Raw genomic sequence first — 19547 nt, forward strand, 5'->3', positions numbered from 1 at the left:
CTACAAAGAAACAATTATTTTAACCAAAACGAAATACCTATTGTGCTATTGCCATCACGGCAATACTTAATTTAAGATTAGGTATTTTAAGAAGCTGTAACGCACATGATTCTAAAGTTGCTCCAGTCGTTAAGATATCATCACATAGTAAGATATGTTTACCTTCAAGATTGTTATTCACTACAATTGAAAAAGCATCAAGTACTTCATCACTACGTGTAAAACGCCCTTTAAATACTTGCGTTTTTGTATTTTTTGCTTTGACAAGCATGTCATCTACATAATGAGCATCTAATGCTTTGGCTAGTGATTTACCAAAGCCTTCCACTTGATTGTACCCTCTTTTTCTTTTCTTCTTTGGGTGTATAGGTACTGGAACTACTGCATCTATACGACTATATTCTTCAAGAATTTTAAGATCTTCACCTAGCCATGCTCCTAGAAAGCCGCTTATCTCATGCTGTCCTCTGTATTTAAGATTATGCATGAGTTCTTGCACAGGACCTTTCTTTTCAAAATAAAATAATGCTGTTGCATTTTCTATATTGAGACGTCCATAAAATACTTTTTTAATTGCAGGGTCGTTGTACCTATGAAAATCTGTGAGAGGTAATGTATGCCTACAATGTGTACATATCATATTTTCGGCAGCGATGAGTTCGCTGTCACAAGATTTACAGGTTTCTGGAAAAAATAGAGAACGGAGCGATTGTAGCAATGGCTTATACTTTTTTTTTCTAAATTAACCCCTTTATGTGAATAATAGAACATCTATGCGTACTAAAAGTACCAATAACACCTTATTACTCCTTGTAATCTTACTCTGCTTAGTTGTAGCGGGGCTAGGATTTCACACCTATAATTTTCAAAATGAAGTGCAGCAACGTGAGGCACAGCTAGTGAATGATAAAGAAAGAGTTACAGCACAGCTGGATGAAGAGTTGTCAAAATACAGCACCCTTATAAAAGAGAGAGATGCATTAAAAGGAGCGCTTAAACAAGCGCAATCAAGACTCCTACAACTCAAGGAAACACTAAGAGACGACGACTTGAGTAGATCAAAAATGCAGCAGTTTCAAATGGAAATAAAAAGACTGCGTCGAGAGCGAGAATTTTTTATAAGTGCAAATGATAGTTTACAATTAGAAACAAAACGTCTTGTTGCATTGCAACAAGAAACACAAAAAGCGCTAGACCTAGCGACAAAATCTCAAGACAGCATACAGAAATCTAATAGAGATCTAGCAGAGAGACTTACACAAGGAGCACGTCTTACAGTAAGTAATCTTGCGGCAAGAGGAGTAATCCAGCGCAATAGCGGTAAGTTTTTTATGACTTCTAGAGCGAGTCGCGTTGAGATGATGCAGGTGTGTTTTACCGTAAACGATAATCAACTTGCAGATGCAGAAAATAAATCTTTTTACGTACAAGTACTTAATGGGCGAGGTCGCATGATAGGTGTAGAACGTAATGAAAAGTTTGAAGACGGCTCTGTGGTGCGCTACAATACAAAAACTACGATTGCATTTAATAAAACCGCATATACCATCTGTGAGCTTGTTCTGCCTGTACAGCAGATGGAAGGTGGTGATTACACTATAAATGTCTATCACGAAGGCTCCATGCTACTCTCTACCATACTTTCTTTAAAATAGGGCAATCGCAATTTCCGTTATTTCGGAGGGATTGCTATTTTTACAGCTTGTTACAAACGGAAACAAATAACTTTATTTTATTGGTTTGAGAGGTTTTTACGCTTTCGCGAAAGCGTGACTTCATACCTCATCAATATTAATAGATTGCATAATTAATCTACAGACTATGGCTCAACAAGACGATCATTTTAAAAAAGTAATATCTCACGCAAAAGAATACGGCTACATCTTTGGTAGTAGTGAGATTTATGATGGCCTAAGTGCTGTGTATGACTACGGTCAAAACGGTGTTGAGCTTAAGAAAAATATACGCGAGTACTGGTGGAAGAGTATGGTGCAAATGAATCAAAATATTGTAGGTCTAGATGCCGCAATATTTATGCACCCTACAACATGGAAAGCTTCTGGTCACGTAGACGCATTTTCTGATCCACTTATTGATAACAAGGATTCAAAGAAGCGCTACCGTGCAGATGTACTCGTTGAAGATTATGCAGAAAAGCTCAATCAAAAAGCAGAGAAAGAAATTGCTAAGGCTGCAAAGCGTTTTGGAGAAAGCTTTGATAGAGTGCAATATGAAGCGACAAATCCCAGAGTTATGGGGTATCGCGAGAAGCAAAAAAGTGCAACCGCAAGACTTGCACAATATCTAGATGCGGAAGATCTACCAGCAGTAAAAGCACTTATAGAAGAACTAGAAATAGGATGTCCAGAGTCTGGATCAAAAAACTGGACAGATGTACGCCAGTTTAACTTGATGTTTGGCACAAAACTAGGAGCATCTGCAGAGACAGCAACAGATTTATACTTACGTCCAGAAACGGCTCAAGGTATTTTTGTAAACTTTTTAAACGTCCAAAAAACAGGACGTATGAAAATTCCTTTCGGAATTGCTCAAACAGGAAAAGCATTTAGAAACGAGATTGTAGCGCGTCAGTTTATCTTTCGTATGCGAGAATTTGAACAAATGGAAATGCAGTTTTTTGTGCGTCCAGGAGAAGAGATGAAGTGGTACGAGCACTGGAAAGAGACACGTTTAAAATGGCATAAATCTTTAGGCCTTGGAGAAGAGAATTATCGTTTTCATGATCATGAGAAACTTGCGCATTATGCAAATGCAGCAACAGATATAGAATTCAACTTTCCATTTGGGTTTAAAGAGCTTGAAGGAATACACTCTAGAACAGACTTTGATCTTAAAGCACATGAAGAGCATTCTGGAAAGAAATTACAATTTTTTGATCCAGAGCTCAATGAGAGTTATGTGCCTTATGTGGTAGAAACATCAATAGGGCTTGATAGAATGTTTCTAGCAGTTTTCTCTGCTTCACTTCAAGATGAAGAGTTAGAAAACGGCACTTCAAGAGTAGTATTAAAACTACCAGCAATCTTAGCTCCTGTAAAGGCTGCAATTTTGCCTCTAGTAAAGAAAGATGGACTACCAGAAGTAGCACAAAAAATTATAGATGATTTAAAATATGACTACCGTGTTGTTTATGACGAGAAAGATGCAGTAGGTCGTCGTTACAGACGTCAAGATGCGGCTGGAACACCCCTTTGTATCACTGTTGATCATGATACGCTAGAAGACAATATGGTGACAGTAAGAGATAGAGATACAATGGAGCAACAACGTGTTTTAATCACAGATTTACCAGATATTCTCAATAAGAAAGTGAATTTTAGACATTGGATAGCTTAAATCCAATTACTTATAATTTTAAAAAACACTCATTTCATGGGTGTTTTTTTATGCTTTAGATTCAGATTTTTGTATTTTTAATAACTTTTTAACAAACAAACCACTAAAAACTACATTATGAAACAAATCTACTCACTGCTGGTCGCAGCTCTCTTAGCCTTTAGTTTCGGGGTGTCTGCTCAGCAAACAAAGCCTGTTGGTCCATTTTCTGTAACAACAGCAGCTACTGTAACTCAGATGCCATCAATACAATCCCGCACTACTCTGATACCATCTGTAGATAAAAAAATAAAGATGCAAGATGGTCGTGCTACTAAGAATCAAATACTTATCGGTAAAGGAAGCAAAGGAGTAGACGCGTTATCACAAAGTCAACATAGATCTCAAGGAACTGTTCCAGGTAGAATGCCGAGCCTTGTTGTAGAAACGGCACTATCTAACTCACAACCTACTGATCCTTCTGGCGCTGTAGGGCCTGATCATTATTTTGCAGTATTCAATACTGGATTTAGAATTTTTGACAAAGAAGGTAACCCATTAACTACGCAACTAGGGACTGAAAATATCTTTCCAGCTTCGGGATGTTGTGACCTTACCGTTTCATATGATAATCTTGCAGATCGGTGGGTAGTATCATTTCTTGGAGGAGGAGTGCAGATTGCTATTTCTAATGGCCCAGATCCAGTAACTTCAACTTGGACTGTGTATAACTTCCCAAGTATATCAGACTATAATAAGCTGTCTGTATGGAGAGATGGTTATTATGTAACTGAAAATACTGGCGGATCAACAAAATTATGGGTTCTAGAAAGAGCATTTCAAGATGATGGGACTCCAGATCCTGCCGCGCAAATGGCGGGATTTGAGTTGCCAGGTATCGTTACTAATGGTTTTCACAGTCCACAAGCGTTAAATATTACTAATGACAATCACCCAACTACTGGTGGATGTCCAATAGTATACCTACAAGATGATGCTTGGGCTGGTGTAGCTACAGATCATATAAAGTTATGGGAAGCAACTATGGATTGGGATGACACTTCAAATTCAGTGGTTTCTGCACCTTTAGAAATTGCTGTAACAGAATTTACTTCTGTATTTGACGGTGGTTCTTTTGTGAATTTAGAACAACCTAATGGGGGAACTTCTATCGATGCTTTACAAGCAACGATAATGAATCAAGCTCAATTTAGAAAATTTGGAAGTCATAATAGTGGAGTGTTTAATTTTGTTGTCGACGTTGATGATTCAGGACAAGAACTTGCAGGAATCCGCTGGATGGAGTTACGTCAATCTGAAGATGGTGGAGCATGGTCACTTTTTCAAGAAGGTACCTACACTGCCCCAGATGGTAAACATGCATGGCATGCTTCAATGGCCATGGACCAAAATGGTAATATAGGAATGGGATATTCTGGTATGGCAGGTTCAACTACTCCAACAGATGGGAGTGTAGATGTTGTCTTGAGTTCTTATTATACGGGTCGTTATGCTGCAGACCCACCAGGCACAATGTCTGTAGAAGAAACGTTATTAGCTAAAGGATCTGGAAATATACCAGGAACACGTTATGGAGATTATGGTAAAATGGATGTTGATCCTAGTAATGATAAAGGCTTTTGGTTCTTAAACGAATATGTTGGAACAAGTGGTCGTGCAAATGTGTTAGGAGTATTCCAACTTGCTCCAAACCTTCCTAACGATGTAGGTGTTACTAGTATAGATACTCCACTAGATGGAAATCTTACTGCTACAGAGCAAGTAACAGTTACAATTTTCAATTTTGGTGAGAATGAAGCTTCAGATATTGAAGTTAATTATCAAATTGATGGAGGTACTTTAGTCACAGAAACTTTTGCTGGCCCAATAGCATCATCTACATCTGCACAATATACTTTTACAGGAACAGGTGATTTTTCAGTAGAAGGTCAAACATACAGTATTACTGCATCAACAAATTATAGTATAGATGAAGATAATATCAATGATTCGACTACGAGAGAAGTAACAAATATTTCTCCAACAGATTTAGGTGTTATTGCTGTGACAGCTCCTACAACTGGAGAAAACTTAACAGTAGAAACAGTTACAATTACGATAGAAAATTTTGGATCGGTAGCTCAAAGTGGATTTGATGTTACTTATTCAGTAGATGGAGGTGGATTAGTTACAGAAAACGTTGGAACTGCAAGTGTAGCACCTGGGGAAACTCTTTCTTATACTTTTGCGACAGGTGCAGATCTAAGCACTATAGCAACATATATTATTGAAGGGGCTACGGCATTAACAGGTGATTTTGATAGCACTAATGATGCTGCGTCTACAATGGTTACAAATTTATCTTGTCTCTCAACAGATAATACAGAATCTCAAGCAGTAGGTCCGGATGCTAATACTGTTACTGAGTCTATCATAGTTATAGGAAATGATTTTATCATTACAGATGTAAACCTTACCATAGATGTATCCCATACTTGGGATGCTGATTTATTAATAGAGCTTGTTGCGCCAGACAATACTATCGTGGAACTTGCTCCTAGAGTAGGATCTAGTGGTGATAATTTCACTAATACAACTTTTGATAGTCAGGCAACAGTGAGCATAGTAGATGGAACTGCACCATTTACAGGAGTATTTGCACCTAGTGGATCTCTTGATGTTTTAAATGGATTAACTTCTGCGGGAGATTGGACACTTAGAATTACGGATAACGCAGGAGGCGACGGCGGAACTTTAAATAACTGGAGTTTGCAATTATGTGCTGCAGAAGCTCTTTCTGTGCCTGAGCCTTTCTTAGTAGGGACTGATTTAAATGTTATAAACAGAGGAAATAATCAATTTGATATTTCGCTGAATACAACTGAGATTAATGATCGCCTAGACCTTAATGTTTACAATATGCTTGGTCAACGCTTACTTAATCATAGATTGTTTAATGGTGGTAATGGATATCAGTTTGACTTAGATATGTCTTATGCAGCAAAGGGTGTATACATAGTAAAAGTTGGAACAGGTGACGTTGGAAAAGTACAGCGCATCATTGTTCAATAAGAATAAATTACGTTTTTAAAAAAAACCCATTGCTAATGCAATGGGTTTTTTTATTCATAAAAATTAAGAAGTCTCTTTTTACTTCTCCATCTTCATTTCCGTAATACCTACAGGACTTGCCTTATCGCATCTATTCATGCGTCGTTGTGGAGTATACTTAAACCAAACGCTTGCTCCATCCTGCATGAAATCTTTATCTATGGTCATAGGGTCAAGATGACGTCCATCTTCAAGCTTAATTGTCCACTCACAATCGCCTTCTGCTTTAGAATGTACAATAGTTCCAGATGTATATCCAGTCGTGTCAAAATCCATAAGTGTTGTTTTAGTGTCTTCTGTAGCAACCGCTTTTTGCCCACAGCAAGAAAAGGCCATGATTGCAACAAGTGACATACCTGTAATGTATAATCTTGTTCTCATAATTAGGTAGTTTTCGTTTCCTTAAAGGTCGTCAAAATTTAGAAGAAAGCCTTAATCTGAATATTACCTGTATGGATAGTTCGTGTTTCTTCACTTTTACGCCCAAAATAAGAGATGTTCAAATCTAGAAATTTGGTAATTCTTTTTTGTGCGATAGCATTCCAAGTAAAATTTGTTCCTGGTTGTAATCCTTCTAAAATCTGATATGCTACTGGACTAAATGCGCTTCCGCGAAAATCGTTATTGATATACGTAAACTCCCCAATTAATGATACCTTTTCTAAATCTGCTAATGCAAAGGAAATACCAAGATTTTGTTGATCAAGTTGTTCTTGGTCACCCGTCGTGTTATTCTTATTTTGGTATTCGTAAAAGAGTGAGACCCTCGATTGTTTGCCAAAAAGATATGAGAGCTTAGGGTTAACACCGTAGTTGTCTATACTGAAATTACGAGTTGTAAAATTCTCTGCACTACTTTCTGTCGAACCTAAATCTCCTTTGGTATTAAAGAGCCAGCTCTCCTTTACTTTGTGTAGGAAGTTGAGTTGATGACTTTGTACTACACTTTCTTGTAATCCCGTAGAGAGAAGAATTTTTGATGTATTTGATAGAAATGAATAGGAGGTTGTGTAGCGTTGCTTTCCTCTATTAAAAAACAATGTATTTCTAAAGTTAAGCGTAGCGCCTATTTCATTTTCATCCTCATTAAATGGGTTCAAGCTAAAATCATTATCAGTGCGCAATACTCGTTTATCTAAGATATAGCTAGACTGATTGTAGAAGTGGGAAAGAAACTTTTTTATTCCTTTAAGTCCAGACCACTGTCCAGGCTGTAATGTGAGTTGCTGGCTTAGTTTGTTTTGATGTGTTCTTACAAATACTTGATTTGGGAGTAGTATTCTCACATAATCTGCTTGATCTTGAAACTGCGCTATCTCAAACTCTTCTAGCTCTTGGATACCGTCTCCATTATAATCATTCCATGTGTGGGTTCCTTGACCTTCATCTACTTGAATAAAAGTAAATTCTTGTTGAGGTTGAGTTCCGCTATTGGTTTCAAAAACCGTGTTAAGTCGGATGATGTCATTTGCAAATCGCTGATTATAAAGTAGTCTTGAGTTGAGCGAATTTTCATCTTCTCGTTGATCTTCATAACTAAGATTACGGTAATTTAGAAAGAGTGAGACGTTCGTTTTCTCATTTTTTATCAATTGGGATTTTAAGTAATACGTATTGGAAGTATTTACACGTGCGATGCGATTAAGTCGTACACTATCATTTACACGATATTTATATCCAGCTTCCATATAGACGTTTGTGCTGTCTCCCACGCCAGAAAAAGCTTTGTAAGCACTAAATCGCTGACTGTTTGGAGTTATAGAATCATTCCTCTTTGTGACCCTAACATTGTCCTCCATATTAAATGAAGCGCCTATCCATGATTTTTTAAACCCGTAAATGGCATTTACGTCTGCTCGTGTAAAGTCTGTATTGAGTTGTACATCATCTGTACTAAGCGTACTTGCATTAATCGCAGTTCTCAAATTACCAAGGTGCCAGTTGGCATTTAAGCTGTGTCTGTAACCATTGTAAGCATCTTGAAAATTTAGATGTTGAAATTGATAGGTAATTGTTCCTTGCTCTGTACGAGCATAATTGAGTCCTACCGTAGTAAATTGTTGAGTTCCTAATAAGGTTCCGCCGGCTTGCGCAAGTGAGTTCTCTACATTCCAATCTCGGTTAAATTCTATATTGTAAAGTCCTTCAATACTTCTAAAATCTTCTTGTATATAATCCCATTTTCCAAAAGTGCGCAGTGTAGAGGTGCTATCTTTCTTATAAAGGAGCTGGTTGATATCTACATGTGCTGCATAACCATTATTATCACCGTCATCTAGTGTAGAAAAAGTATTGGTGTCGTTATTACTTCCTGCAGCTTCAAAGTTTATAGTAGTTTTTTCTGAGGGCGTATAGCTTCCATTTACTACGGCTAGTTGCAACACGGTAGGTGCAAAAAGTTGAATCTGTGGCACAAATGATCCTTGAGAAATCCCATTAATGGGAGCCACATATTGAAAAGTGCGTTGTAACGTGTTTGTAGTGCTTAAAATGTAATCTCCTTGGTTTTCTCCTACATTAGTAAAACGTACTTGAAACAAATCTTCTTCAGGATCAGCGCTAAATTCAAAAACCTCGACGCCATTTATAATAATCTGCCTGTAGAGAATCTTATTTTCATCAAAGGTGTCTGAGATTGCGCTAGGAGCAATCATTTCTTGCATATCATCACCAGCTTCCTGTAAAATAGCAACCTGTTCGGAGGTGAGATTTTGTTGTAGTGGTTGATTCTTAGCATCACTTTCTGAGTATACGTGAGCAGATATTTTGAGTTTATCGCTTTCGCGAAAGCTTCCTCCTCCATACGCCAGAAAGCGAGTGTAACGGCGTTCAGAAAATTGATAGGCAACATTAATGCGCATTTCACTAGTGATGGGATAAGTCGCATTAAATCGAATCTCTCCAGCATTATAATCGATAATATAGTCTTCGCTTTCTCCACGTGTGAGCGGTATGCCATTTACATAAACAGTCTCACTACCCGAAACAACTAGAACGAACAACTCACCATTAGGGCCAGTGAGTTTATAAGGACCTTGATTGCCTTCTTGCCCTGTAAAAGTACTTTGTGTAAAAACACCTCGCACTAAAGCTCCAGAAGCATGTAAGTCTGTCTGTTTATCATCTGAGTGATTCAAGGTTCCACCTAAGGATAAGCCTTGAATTTTCTTTGTAAACCTACCAAAATAGGTGTCCTTGTTTTCTAGATTAATATCACCAGCTCTTATATTCCAATTATCAGAAAATAGCTCGATAAAAACCTGGTCAAACTCATCTAGATTTTGAGAGTATCCGCCTTGCTGGCTGGGTATATTTGCATCTTGTATAGAAGCGCGTAAGGTAACGCGGTCACTTAGCTTTCCACTTATTTGTAAGTCAAGCTCTGAGTTTAAGGTGCTGTTTTGACTATTGCCTACAGCGACTCCTCTCAGTATACTTCCGCTCACGTTAAGGCCAGAAAATGGAGTGACAGTATTTGTTCTCCTGTCCTCACCTAGGCTTATCACCTTATTAAGGCTCCCAGTACTCGTCACAATCTGGCTAGGGTCATACTGAGAGTAAGCACGCGTGAGAAAATCAGGATAAACTTTATATGTTACAATGAGAGAATCTGGAAGTGCTCCATTTTTCGCGCTAAGCGTAATGATACTTTTTCCATAATCAACACTATAAGCTGTACTGTCTATTGTTGTGCCTTGTAGCGTGGTAATTTTAAATAAGGATGGATTTATACTTACAGAGTCTAAAAGTACAGAGTCTCTTACTGCAATTCTTTTGGTACGCGTTTGTTGTGCTAGAACAGCACTGGTGCATAATAGTAAAAGAACTGTGTAAAATACGCGCATCAATAGTAAAACTCTAGGCTGAGGTAAATATTACAATGACTCAAAGGTAAACTTTATAAGTTTTTTACGAGGTGTGGAAAAACCTAATTTATAACTTAGCAGTCCAATACAGCATACTATGAAAATTATCTCTTATAACGTAAACGGTATCCGTGCAGCTTTGCGCAAAGATTTTGCCACCTGGTTGCAACATACAGATCCAGATGTGGTGCTGTTGCAAGAGACAAAAGCAACGCCAGACCAAGTAGATACTGCAGTTTTTGAAAGTCTAGGATATGAGCATTACTGGTTTAGCGCACAAAAAAAAGGATACAGTGGTGTGGCTATTCTCACAAAGAAAACACCTAAAAATGTAGTTTATGGAACGGGAATCGAATCCATGGATTTTGAAGGTAGAAATATAAGAGTTGACTTTGACGATGTTTCTGTGATGAGCATGTACTTGCCATCAGGAACAAATATTGCCCGTTTAGAGCATAAACTAGAATACATGTCGTTATTACAAGATTATGTAAACGAGATTAAGCAGGATGTTCCAAAACTTGTGATAGGTGGAGATTACAATATTTGTCACGAAGCTATAGATATTCACGATCCCGTACGTAATAAAAATGTGAGCGGATTTTTACCTGTAGAGCGTGAGTGGATAAGTAATTTTATGGATAGTGGTTTTATAGACTCTTTCCGTCATCTTAACAAAGAGCCAGATAACTACACATGGTGGAGTTATCGTGCTAATGCGCGAGCAAATAACAAAGGATGGCGCATTGATTATAACATGGTAAGCGAGCCTCTTAAAAATAATATTGAACGTGCTGTGATTCTCTCTGATGCTGTGCACAGTGACCACTGTCCGCACATGGTAGAATTAAAATTATCTTAAAAAAATGAATACAATGTTTAAAAAATCCCTTCTTATAATACTTGCGATAAGCGCACTTACTTCTTGTGTTCCTGCAAAAAAGTTTAAAGATCTTGAAGCAAGCTATAGCAGGTTGCGCAAGGATAATCGTAGCCTTGAGGATAATGTAAAGGACTTAAAAGCTGAGCTTAAAAAGACGAACGCAGTGTATGATAAAGTCTCAAAAGATTTAGGCTCAAGTATAATTAGAGTAGAGGAGTTAGAAGGGGAGTACGCTTCCGCGAAAGCTAATCTGGAACAACTACAAGCAAGTTATGACGCTCTAGAATCTAATAGTAGTGCGACTATAGCCGAAAATTCTCAGAAAAACAGACAACTTCTAGCCGAACTAGAGACAAAACAAAATGATCTTGCCGAAAAAACTGCTGCTCTTGAAGCAGAACGTACTCGTCTTGAAAAGTTACAAAAGGATCTAGCAGAACGCTCTGCGAGAGTAGATGAGTTAGAAGGTGTAATTGCAGCAAAAGATGCTACAATGAGAGCACTTAAAGAATCTATCTCAAAGGCACTTACAGACTTTGAAGGAAAAGGGCTTACCGTAGAGCAACGCGATGGTAAAGTTTATGTATCACTAGAGAATAAGCTTTTATTTGATTCTGGTAGCTGGACAGTAGGCGCAAACGGAACAAAGGCGGTAAAGCAATTAGGTAGCGTGCTAGCAGATAATCCAGACATCGCAGTGCTTATCGAGGGACACACAGATAATGTGCCTTACGGAGGCAGCGGAAATCTAGCTGGAAACTGGGACCTCTCTGCAAAAAGAGCTACAGCTATTGTTGAAATTTTACGCACAAATAGGAATATAGATCCTAAGAATCTAACAGCAGCTGGCCGTGGAGAATATGCTCCCGTAGCCGAAAATGATAATGCAGAGAACAAAGCAAAAAATAGGCGTATAGAAGTAATCTTGACACCTAAACTTGATGAGGTGAATGCATTGCTTAATGATATTGATTAGATAAAACGAGAGCTGTATAGTTGCACAAAGACGCAATGATTTGCGTCAAATCCAATTCTTATGAAATACACAACAATACCAAATACAGATATAAAAGTCTCAAAAATTTGTTTGGGATCAATGACTTGGGGTCGCCAGAATACGGAAGCCGAAGGTCATGAGCAAATGGATTATGCACTTACTCAGGGTGTCAACTTTATTGATACGGCAGAGATGTATAGCGTGCCTTTTCAAGAGAAAACGTATGGAGCAACGGAAAAGGTAATAGGTACTTGGCTTGCTAAAAATAAGAACCGAGATCAGATTGTTCTTGCTTCAAAGATTACTGGCCCTAGTCCAACATTTGCTTCTGTAAGAGATAATCTTGGTTTTTCTAAAGAAGCTATTGATGATGCATTGCACAAGAGTTTAAAACGTCTCCAGACGGATTATCTTGATTTATACCAATTACACTGGCCAGAGCGTAACACAAATTTCTTTGGAAAACGAGGGTACACTCACAATCCTGATGAGCAGTGGGAAGATAATATTGCAGAGATTCTTGAGTCTCTAGACACCTATGTAAAACAAGGAAAAATTAGAAATATAGGGCTGTCTAACGAGTCTCCTTTTGGCTTGATGCGTTTCGTAGAGGAAGCTAGAAAAGGTGCTCCAAAGGTTGTAACCGTTCAAAATCCTTATAACCTTCTTAATAGAAAGGATGAGATAGGTCTCACAGAAAGCTTACATCGCGAGAATGTAGGTTTGCTACCATATTCTCCTCTTGGATTTGGGCAACTTACAGGAAAATATCTAAACGGTTATCCAGAAGATGCACGTGTGACTTTGTTTCCTAACTATAACCGTTACCATAATGACAACGCTTTTGAAGCAACACGTCGTTATAAAAAGATTGCAGATGAGTACGGTTTAAGTCTCACACAAATGGCACTAGCATTTGTGACAGACAGACCTTTTGTGACTGGAAATATCATAGGAGCTACGAGTATGGAGCAACTTAAAGAAAACATCGGTAGTGCAGACATTACGCTATCTGAAGAGGTTTTGAAAGCAATAGACGAGGTGCACGCAGCAATACCAAATCCTGCGCCATAATAAAATAAAATTGTAGTGTGTAAAAAAGGTGTGCTGTAAAGCGTGCCTTTTTCTTTTTACGCTTTCGCGAAAGCGGAATTATAAATGTATACTTAAGTATATGGAATGGGCTTGATAGCTGTTTTATATAGATATCCTTGTAAACTATCATGAACACGTACATGAAACCAATTGCCTGTTTTTTCTAGCAACAAGACAGTATCCTTTCTCTTTAATGTGCCAATTTTTTCTGAAGTTGAAGTAGGTGATACGCGCATCGTACTATTGTTCTTAAGTAAACCTAGATTGCTAGATAGCGAATCTGAAATAAGAGGTGACTCCGTTTGTTTAATGTATGGATATGGGTTGATGGCGCCTGTACGATTATAAATGCCAAAATGTAAATGTGGAGGTGTCGTTCTGGCATTCCCAGTATTGCCTACTAAGCCAAGTGTATCTCCTATTTTTACACGCTGTCCAGTGGTAGCGATTATGCTATCTAGGTGCGCATAATATAGCGACTGACCAAAAATACCGTCACGTAACCATACTTGTTTACCTCCTAGACCACGATTACCTGTGGAGGATATCATACCATCAGTAATCGCTACGACGGGGGTTCCTCTTGCTGCAAAAATATCTACACCCTCATGGCTACGCTTGCCGCCACTTCTAGAAGCTCCCCAGAAGCTTTGCACAGCCTTATTGCCTTTTCCCAGTACTGGAAAGCTGTATTGTGGTTTTGTGTATATTTTTAATGCAAAGGATGAGCTTGCGCCTATTTGAGGTTGTACGAGGAGTGTGTATAATCCGGATGCAGTAATCTCGGTAGTGATTTTTCTCTCATTAGGAGCATTGGATAACCTAGGCGTTGAATTCATTATAGAGTCATTCTTCCATGTAAAAAGATCAAGGAATATGGCGGTTGAGTCTACATTGTTTTCAACTTCCGCATGAAAAATCTCACCTGCAGCGAGTGTAAATGTATAGCGGTAGGGAATCAAATAGGTAGAAGAATAAGTGCCTACAGTAGTGTAAGGAAGAGAGGAGAGTACGTTTTGGTTTTGGATTAGTACTTTTTTTTGATACGCTTTCGCGAAAGCGGAATTCCAAGAGTTATAAATACTATCATCTTTCTCAAAGCCACGAGCATAAACTTCGCGAGCGGTAGGCTGCGTGATGGCATCTGTGGCTTTTTGAATTTGGCTACAGCTTACTATGGCAAGAAGTAATAAGGTGTATAGGATCTTTTTAAACATAGCAGCCACTATGCAGAAAAGGTGCCATGTGCATACAAGAATCAGTCAGATATTGACGCAATTGATTATATGTGAACGTTTTTAAAGACTGCTGTAAAATGATGCTCGTTTATCTAGTAGCTTATCCAAAAAGATGCCTCACGACATCATGAACTTTGGCTACTTTAATCACATTGATGTGATAATTAGTATCAGGTATCTTGCAATATTTTGAAATCACGATGCTTGTAAAACCTAGTTTTTCTGCCTCTACGATGCGTTGTTCAATACGGTTTACGGGGCGTACTTCTCCTGCGAGACCTATCTCTGCAGCAAAACACATAGATTTATCTACAGGTATATCTACGTTGCTAGATAATACTGCCGCTACCACTGCCAGATCTATAGCAGGATCATCTACAGTGATTCCTCCAGTCACGTTGAGAAAAACATCTTTTGCCCCTAGTTTAAAACCTGCTCGTTTTTCTAATACAGCGAGAAGCATATTGAGTCGCTTTACATTGTATCCTGTTGAGCTACGTTGCGGTGTTCCATACACTGCGGTACTCACAAGCGCTTGAATCTCAATCATAAGCGGTCGCATACCTTCCATTGTGGTTGCGATTGCTGTACCGCTCAAGTCTTCGTCATTTTTTGAAATGAGAATCTCACTTGGATTACTCACTTCTCTCAATCCTGAGCCTTGCATCTCATAGATGCCTAGCTCGCTAGTGCTTCCAAAACGGTTTTTATGAGCTCTTAAAATTCTATAAACGTGGTTACGATCTCCTTCAAACTGGAGAACGGTATCCACCATGTGTTCAAGAATTTTTGGACCAGCAATATTCCCGTCTTTTGTGATGTGACCTATTAGAATCACAGGTGTTGCTGTTTCCTTAGCAAATCGTATCAGCTCTGAAGTGGTCTCACGTATTTGTGAGATACTTCCAGCGGTGCTTTCTATATGATCAGAATGTAGTGTTTGTATAGAGTCTATAATCACAATATCTGGCTGCATTTCTTCTATGTGTCTAAAGATATTTTGAGTTTTTGTCTCTGTAAGAATATAACACTGGTCGCTTTCTGGATTAATGCGCTCAGCACGCATTTTTATTTGCTGCTGACTTTCCTCTCCAGAGACGTAGAGTGTTTTGTAAGGTAGTGCTAGTGATATTTGTAATAGTAAAGTACTTTTTCCTATTCCAGGTTCTCCACCTAGAAGAGTAAGCGACCCAGGAACTAAGCCACCACCTAGAACACGGTTGAGTTCGCCATTTTTAGTATTCATTCTAGCCTCAGAAGCTGTAGAAATATCGGCGATTTTTAGGGGTTTGCTGGTGCGTGTAAGTCCAGAAACCTTTGCGGTTTCAGACTTCCAGTCCTTTTTATCTGCTTTTTGTACAACCTCCTCAACAATGGTATTCCACTGCTTACAAGCATTACACTGGCCTTGCCATTTGGCATGCTGTGTGCCACAGTTTTGACAGAAAAAGGTAGTTTTTATTTTGGCCATAAAATGAGTAATGTACTTGCAAAATTAGAGAATCAAACCTCCTTTTAAAATTATTTTGATTTAAATAATATGTGATTTACAGCACAAGAATGCGCTATAAAAAGTAGATGTTATAAGTGATTAATAACCAAAGTCTTGTTTGATTTGGTCTGCTCTATCTAGCATTAAATCCTTAGTAAGAAATGATACTTCTTCTAGTAAAAAAGCATTTTGATATGCACGCATCGCCTTTTTAGGTTCTCCAGATTTCTCTAGTGATAGTGCAAGGTAGTAGTTTCCTAACATAGTTTCTGGATATTGCTTGCGAGCAACTTTTCCAAGTTCTTCAAGGCCTTCCCAGTCTCCTTTTTTCTCAAGCGCTGTAGATGTTGCTATAAAGTCATTAATGCGTATAGGGTCATCTAGGCCAAAAAGCGTTTTAACCGTTGCATATTTATCTATAAGATAGTTATAAGGAGACTCGCTAGGTAGAATCTTTTCTTTATACTCTTTTTTGCTAATAGGGCGATAAATAGAAAACATGTTTTCTAGTGCCTTTGGTATAGCGGGACCTACTAGTGAGTAGTGCGTAGCACCGTCAAAATTGTCAAAATTATATTGAACATTCTCATTTTGCACCTGTTTCATCTGAGCGTCTAGTTGGATAATAGGGTCGCGTAGTACACTTATATCGTCACTTGCTGTTGCTAGGTAATAGAATATTTTTTGCTTTGCCTGTCCTAATCTAGCAACAAGACGCTCCTCCATTTGTGGAGCTAGATCTGGACTTAAGGAAATGTATCCTTGAAATAGCGCAGGATCTTTCATTAAGTAGTAATTCATAAAATTTGCGGTCATATCATGGCCTACTGCAATTCTAAACGTACTAGTTCTGTAATTTTCATCAAGATAAGGCATTACTTCTAAGCCTAAAAATTCAAAGAATGAAGCTCCAGTATCAGATGGAAGGTTACTTACATCATCATAAAATGTATCATCATCTCTACTGTCTACTTGATTAATACCTACTACAATAACTTGTGGCATTTCTTCCCAGTAGCTATAATAATCTACATTACCAGCTACGGGTTCAAATAGGTAGTCGCCATCCATAACTACAATTACAGGATACGATTTTTCTATATTCTCATCATAATTGCGAGGTAACTGTATTTTAAGCTGTCTGGATGTGCCTAGAATTTCTGATTGAATCTCTTTGTAGTCAATTTGAGAAGAAACTAGTACACTGTAAATACAGAGTATTAGGGTAAGTAGATTTGTTTTCATGTGGGAATAACTTTTTAGTTATTAGGATAGTCCTAAAATATGAAAAATTACCGTCTTTTAATGAGTAGCAAGATAAGTGCGCAAATGCCGCCTATGATTACATTAAAAATAGTTTGGGTTCCCCAGAGGAGCCAGCCAAAGGTTGCGCCATCTTCGTATCCAAAAAAGGTAAATATTGCAGCCATAGCTATGGGATATAATCCCATTCCTGCATTTGTAGCACTCATTGCAAATGCACCTATTACAAAGGAAGCAAGAATAACCCCTAGTGGAGCCTCTGCAGTGCCAGGTACCGTATATTTCATGATCCAAAACATACCTATATACATACCCCATATAAATAAGGTGTGTAGTATAAATGCAGTGTTATGCTGCATATTTAGAATACTTTTTACCCCATCAAGAAGTCCGAGTCCAAACTTTCTAATTTTCTGAATAAAAGGATGTGAGGACTTTTTAAGTAATCGTAAACCAAAGATTCCAGCAGTAAGACCGACAGCAAGTAGTATGATAAAACCAGTGGGGTTTGCATTTTCTTGAAAATAAGCTACGAGCGCTGTAGATTGTAATATTACGGCGGTAGTCATGATGAGAAGTAGTACGATGAGATCTGCAATACGCTCTGCTACAATAGTTCCAAATGCTTTTTCAAAAGGAATATTATCTGTTTTTGAAAGGCTCATGCCTCTTAAAACCTCGCCAGATCTAATGATAAAGGTATTTGCAAAATAGCCAATCATAATAGCCATAAAGCTTGTGATGAACTTAGGCTTGTACTCTAAAGGCTCTAGTAAATATTTCCAGCGGTATGCTCGAGAAAAATGACTAAATAAACCAAATAGCAGCGAGATAACAATCCATAAAGGATTCACCATTTTTATCGCTTCCCACATATCGCTGCGCTCTACCGCAGTCATTTTACTAAGTTGATACCAAACCAAAAAAACTCCCACGAGTGGGAGTAAGATTTTAAGCGCGAGACTTTTATGTTTATTACTTATCAACGTTAGTTGAGCAAGTTTGTTTCTTCATTAGGGAAGCATAAAGTAGGTTTAAACTTTTTTGCTTCTTCTACTTCCATAAAGGCGTATACAATTAAGATAAGCGTATCTCCTTTTGCAACTTTACGAGCAGCAGCACCGTTTAAGGTGATTTCTCCACTCTTTCTTGGTCCAGGGATTGCATACGTCTCAAGACGCTCTCCGTTTGTTACGTTTACAATTTGTACACGTTCTCCTTCAATTATATTTGAAGCGTCCATCAAGTCTTCATCAATGGTAATACTTCCAATATAATGTAACTCGGCACCCGTTACTTTAACGCGGTGTATTTTTGATTTTACAACATTTACTAGCATAGTGCAAAGGTAATAATAAGTTTAATTTAGGGCTATATTATCTATAAGTCTAATCTCACCAGCATAAACGGCAAGAAAAGCTCGGTATTGTTGATTTTTACGCTTTCGCGAAAGCGTACTTAAATTTTTAATATTTGCAATCTCAAAGTATTCAAGCTCGAGACCTTCTTTTTTCTCAAAAGCCGCTGAAACATATTTTCTCAATTGTAGTGCAGAGTGCGTGTCAAAATTATTCTTCACATACTGCAGCACTTCATAAATAAAAGGCGCAATAGCAAGTTGAGTCTCAGTAAGTCGTGCATTGCGACTACTCATGGCAAGGCCGTCTTCTTGCCTGTGAATAGGGCAGCCTATAATTTCTAGAGGTAGTTTTTCTTTTTCTACAAGCTTGCGCACAATAGCAAGTTGTTGATAATCTTTCTCTCCAAAATATGCTTTGTCTGGATTTACTTGTCTAAAAAGGAGATTTAAAACAGTGCCTACACCATCAAAATGTCCTGGTCTGTGCTCTCCCTCCATAACCTTCTCTATGGCTCCAAAATTATAAGGGGTAGAGGAGACCTCACTGCCGTAAACCTCTGTAGCCGTTGGTGCGTAGACTACCACTTTATCTCCATAATGCGCTAGAAAGTCTAGATCTTTATCGAGAGTGCGAGGATACTTGTCTAAGTCTGAGGCGTTATTGAATTGTGTAGGATTAACAAAAATGCTTACTATAATTAGGGCACAATCTTTGAGTGCATAATCAATGAGTGATGCATGTCCATGATGTAGGGCGCCCATTGTAGGTACAAAACCTACGGATTTGCCATTGCTTTTTGCTTGATGGACGATCTTAGAAATCTGTTTATGAGCTGTTATTGCTTGCACTTTATTAAAATTTTAACGGGATGCAAACTTACTAATATTAAGACTAAGTGCGTAAAA

Annotated in this window: 15 protein-coding genes; 6 read left to right on the forward strand and 9 right to left on the reverse strand. The window is 38.2% G+C overall.

Features of this window, described 5'->3' with window-relative positions; all coding sequences use genetic code 11:
• Window positions 1-37 precede the first annotated feature (37 nt).
• Window positions 38-718: a ComF family protein gene (locus tag SJY37_RS06030; RefSeq protein WP_298322834.1), complete on the reverse strand. Its 681-nt coding sequence runs from the start codon at window positions 716-718 to the stop codon at window positions 38-40.
• 37 nt (window positions 719-755) lie between these two features.
• Here SJY37_RS06030 and SJY37_RS06035 point away from each other — a divergent pair, with 37 nt between their 5' ends.
• From SJY37_RS06035 to SJY37_RS06045, 3 genes are all read left to right on the forward strand, one after another.
• Window positions 756-1655, forward strand: coding sequence for a hypothetical protein (locus SJY37_RS06035; RefSeq protein WP_298322829.1), 900 nt, complete (start codon window positions 756-758; stop codon window positions 1653-1655).
• Between the two features lie 166 nt (window positions 1656-1821).
• Window positions 1822-3357, forward strand: a complete 1536-nt coding sequence (locus SJY37_RS06040; protein ID WP_298322825.1) for a glycine--tRNA ligase — start codon at window positions 1822-1824, stop codon at window positions 3355-3357.
• A gap of 117 nt (window positions 3358-3474) precedes the next feature.
• Window positions 3475-6408 carry a proprotein convertase P-domain-containing protein gene (locus tag SJY37_RS06045; RefSeq protein ID WP_298322822.1) on the forward strand — a complete coding sequence of 978 codons (2934 nt, stop codon included), beginning with the start codon at window positions 3475-3477 and terminating at the stop codon, window positions 6406-6408.
• A 78-nt stretch (window positions 6409-6486) separates the two neighbouring features.
• Here the strand turns inward: SJY37_RS06045 and SJY37_RS06050 are convergent, their stop codons facing one another.
• The gene (locus tag SJY37_RS06050) at window positions 6487-6828 is read right to left on the reverse strand and encodes a hypothetical protein (protein ID WP_298322819.1); all 342 of its coding nucleotides are present in this window, start codon (window positions 6826-6828) and stop codon (window positions 6487-6489) included.
• 38 nt (window positions 6829-6866) lie between these two features.
• Entirely contained in the window at window positions 6867-10292 is a 3426-nt protein-coding gene (locus tag SJY37_RS06055) for a hypothetical protein (RefSeq protein WP_379952889.1), read from the reverse strand.
• Between the two features lie 118 nt (window positions 10293-10410).
• Here SJY37_RS06055 and SJY37_RS06060 point away from each other — a divergent pair, with 118 nt between their 5' ends.
• The 3 genes from SJY37_RS06060 to SJY37_RS06070 are packed head-to-tail and all read left to right on the forward strand — an operon-like array spanning window position 10411 to window position 13267.
• A complete protein-coding gene (locus SJY37_RS06060) occupies window positions 10411-11175 on the forward strand; it encodes an exodeoxyribonuclease III (RefSeq protein ID WP_379952890.1) in 765 nt (254 codons plus the stop codon).
• Window positions 11176-11188: 13 nt separating this feature from the next.
• The gene (locus SJY37_RS06065) at window positions 11189-12172 is read left to right on the forward strand and encodes an OmpA family protein (RefSeq protein WP_379952891.1); all 984 of its coding nucleotides are present in this window, start codon (window positions 11189-11191) and stop codon (window positions 12170-12172) included.
• 60 nt (window positions 12173-12232) lie between these two features.
• On the forward strand, window positions 12233-13267 hold the full coding sequence (locus SJY37_RS06070; protein WP_379952892.1) for an aldo/keto reductase: 1035 nt from the start codon (window positions 12233-12235) through the stop codon (window positions 13265-13267).
• Window positions 13268-13359: 92 nt separating this feature from the next.
• Here the strand turns inward: SJY37_RS06070 and SJY37_RS06075 are convergent, their stop codons facing one another.
• The 6 genes from SJY37_RS06075 to panC all read right to left on the reverse strand — a co-directional run bounded on the left by SJY37_RS06075 (window position 13360) and on the right by panC (window position 19490).
• Window positions 13360-14505, reverse strand: coding sequence for a peptidoglycan DD-metalloendopeptidase family protein (locus SJY37_RS06075; protein WP_379952893.1), 1146 nt, complete (start codon window positions 14503-14505; stop codon window positions 13360-13362).
• A 121-nt stretch (window positions 14506-14626) separates the two neighbouring features.
• Window positions 14627-15997, reverse strand: coding sequence for a DNA repair protein RadA (radA, locus tag SJY37_RS06080; RefSeq protein WP_035334822.1), 1371 nt, complete (start codon window positions 15995-15997; stop codon window positions 14627-14629).
• Between the two features lie 120 nt (window positions 15998-16117).
• Window positions 16118-17263, reverse strand: a complete 1146-nt coding sequence (locus tag SJY37_RS06085) for an alpha/beta hydrolase (RefSeq protein ID WP_298322788.1) — start codon at window positions 17261-17263, stop codon at window positions 16118-16120.
• Between the two features lie 47 nt (window positions 17264-17310).
• The gene (locus tag SJY37_RS06090) at window positions 17311-18216 is read right to left on the reverse strand and encodes a lysylphosphatidylglycerol synthase transmembrane domain-containing protein (protein WP_298322786.1); all 906 of its coding nucleotides are present in this window, start codon (window positions 18214-18216) and stop codon (window positions 17311-17313) included.
• 53 nt (window positions 18217-18269) lie between these two features.
• Window positions 18270-18620 (reverse strand): aspartate 1-decarboxylase, encoded by a 351-nt coding sequence (gene panD / locus SJY37_RS06095; protein ID WP_013750424.1) that lies wholly within the window; start codon window positions 18618-18620, stop codon window positions 18270-18272.
• A gap of 21 nt (window positions 18621-18641) precedes the next feature.
• Window positions 18642-19490 carry a pantoate--beta-alanine ligase gene (gene panC / locus SJY37_RS06100; RefSeq protein ID WP_298322779.1) on the reverse strand — a complete coding sequence of 283 codons (849 nt, stop codon included), beginning with the start codon at window positions 19488-19490 and terminating at the stop codon, window positions 18642-18644.
• Window positions 19491-19547: the final 57 nt, after the last annotated feature.

Origin of the sequence: Dokdonia sp. R78006 (assembly GCF_042466145.1) — a bacterium.
GTDB lineage: Bacteria > Bacteroidota > Bacteroidia > Flavobacteriales > Flavobacteriaceae > Dokdonia.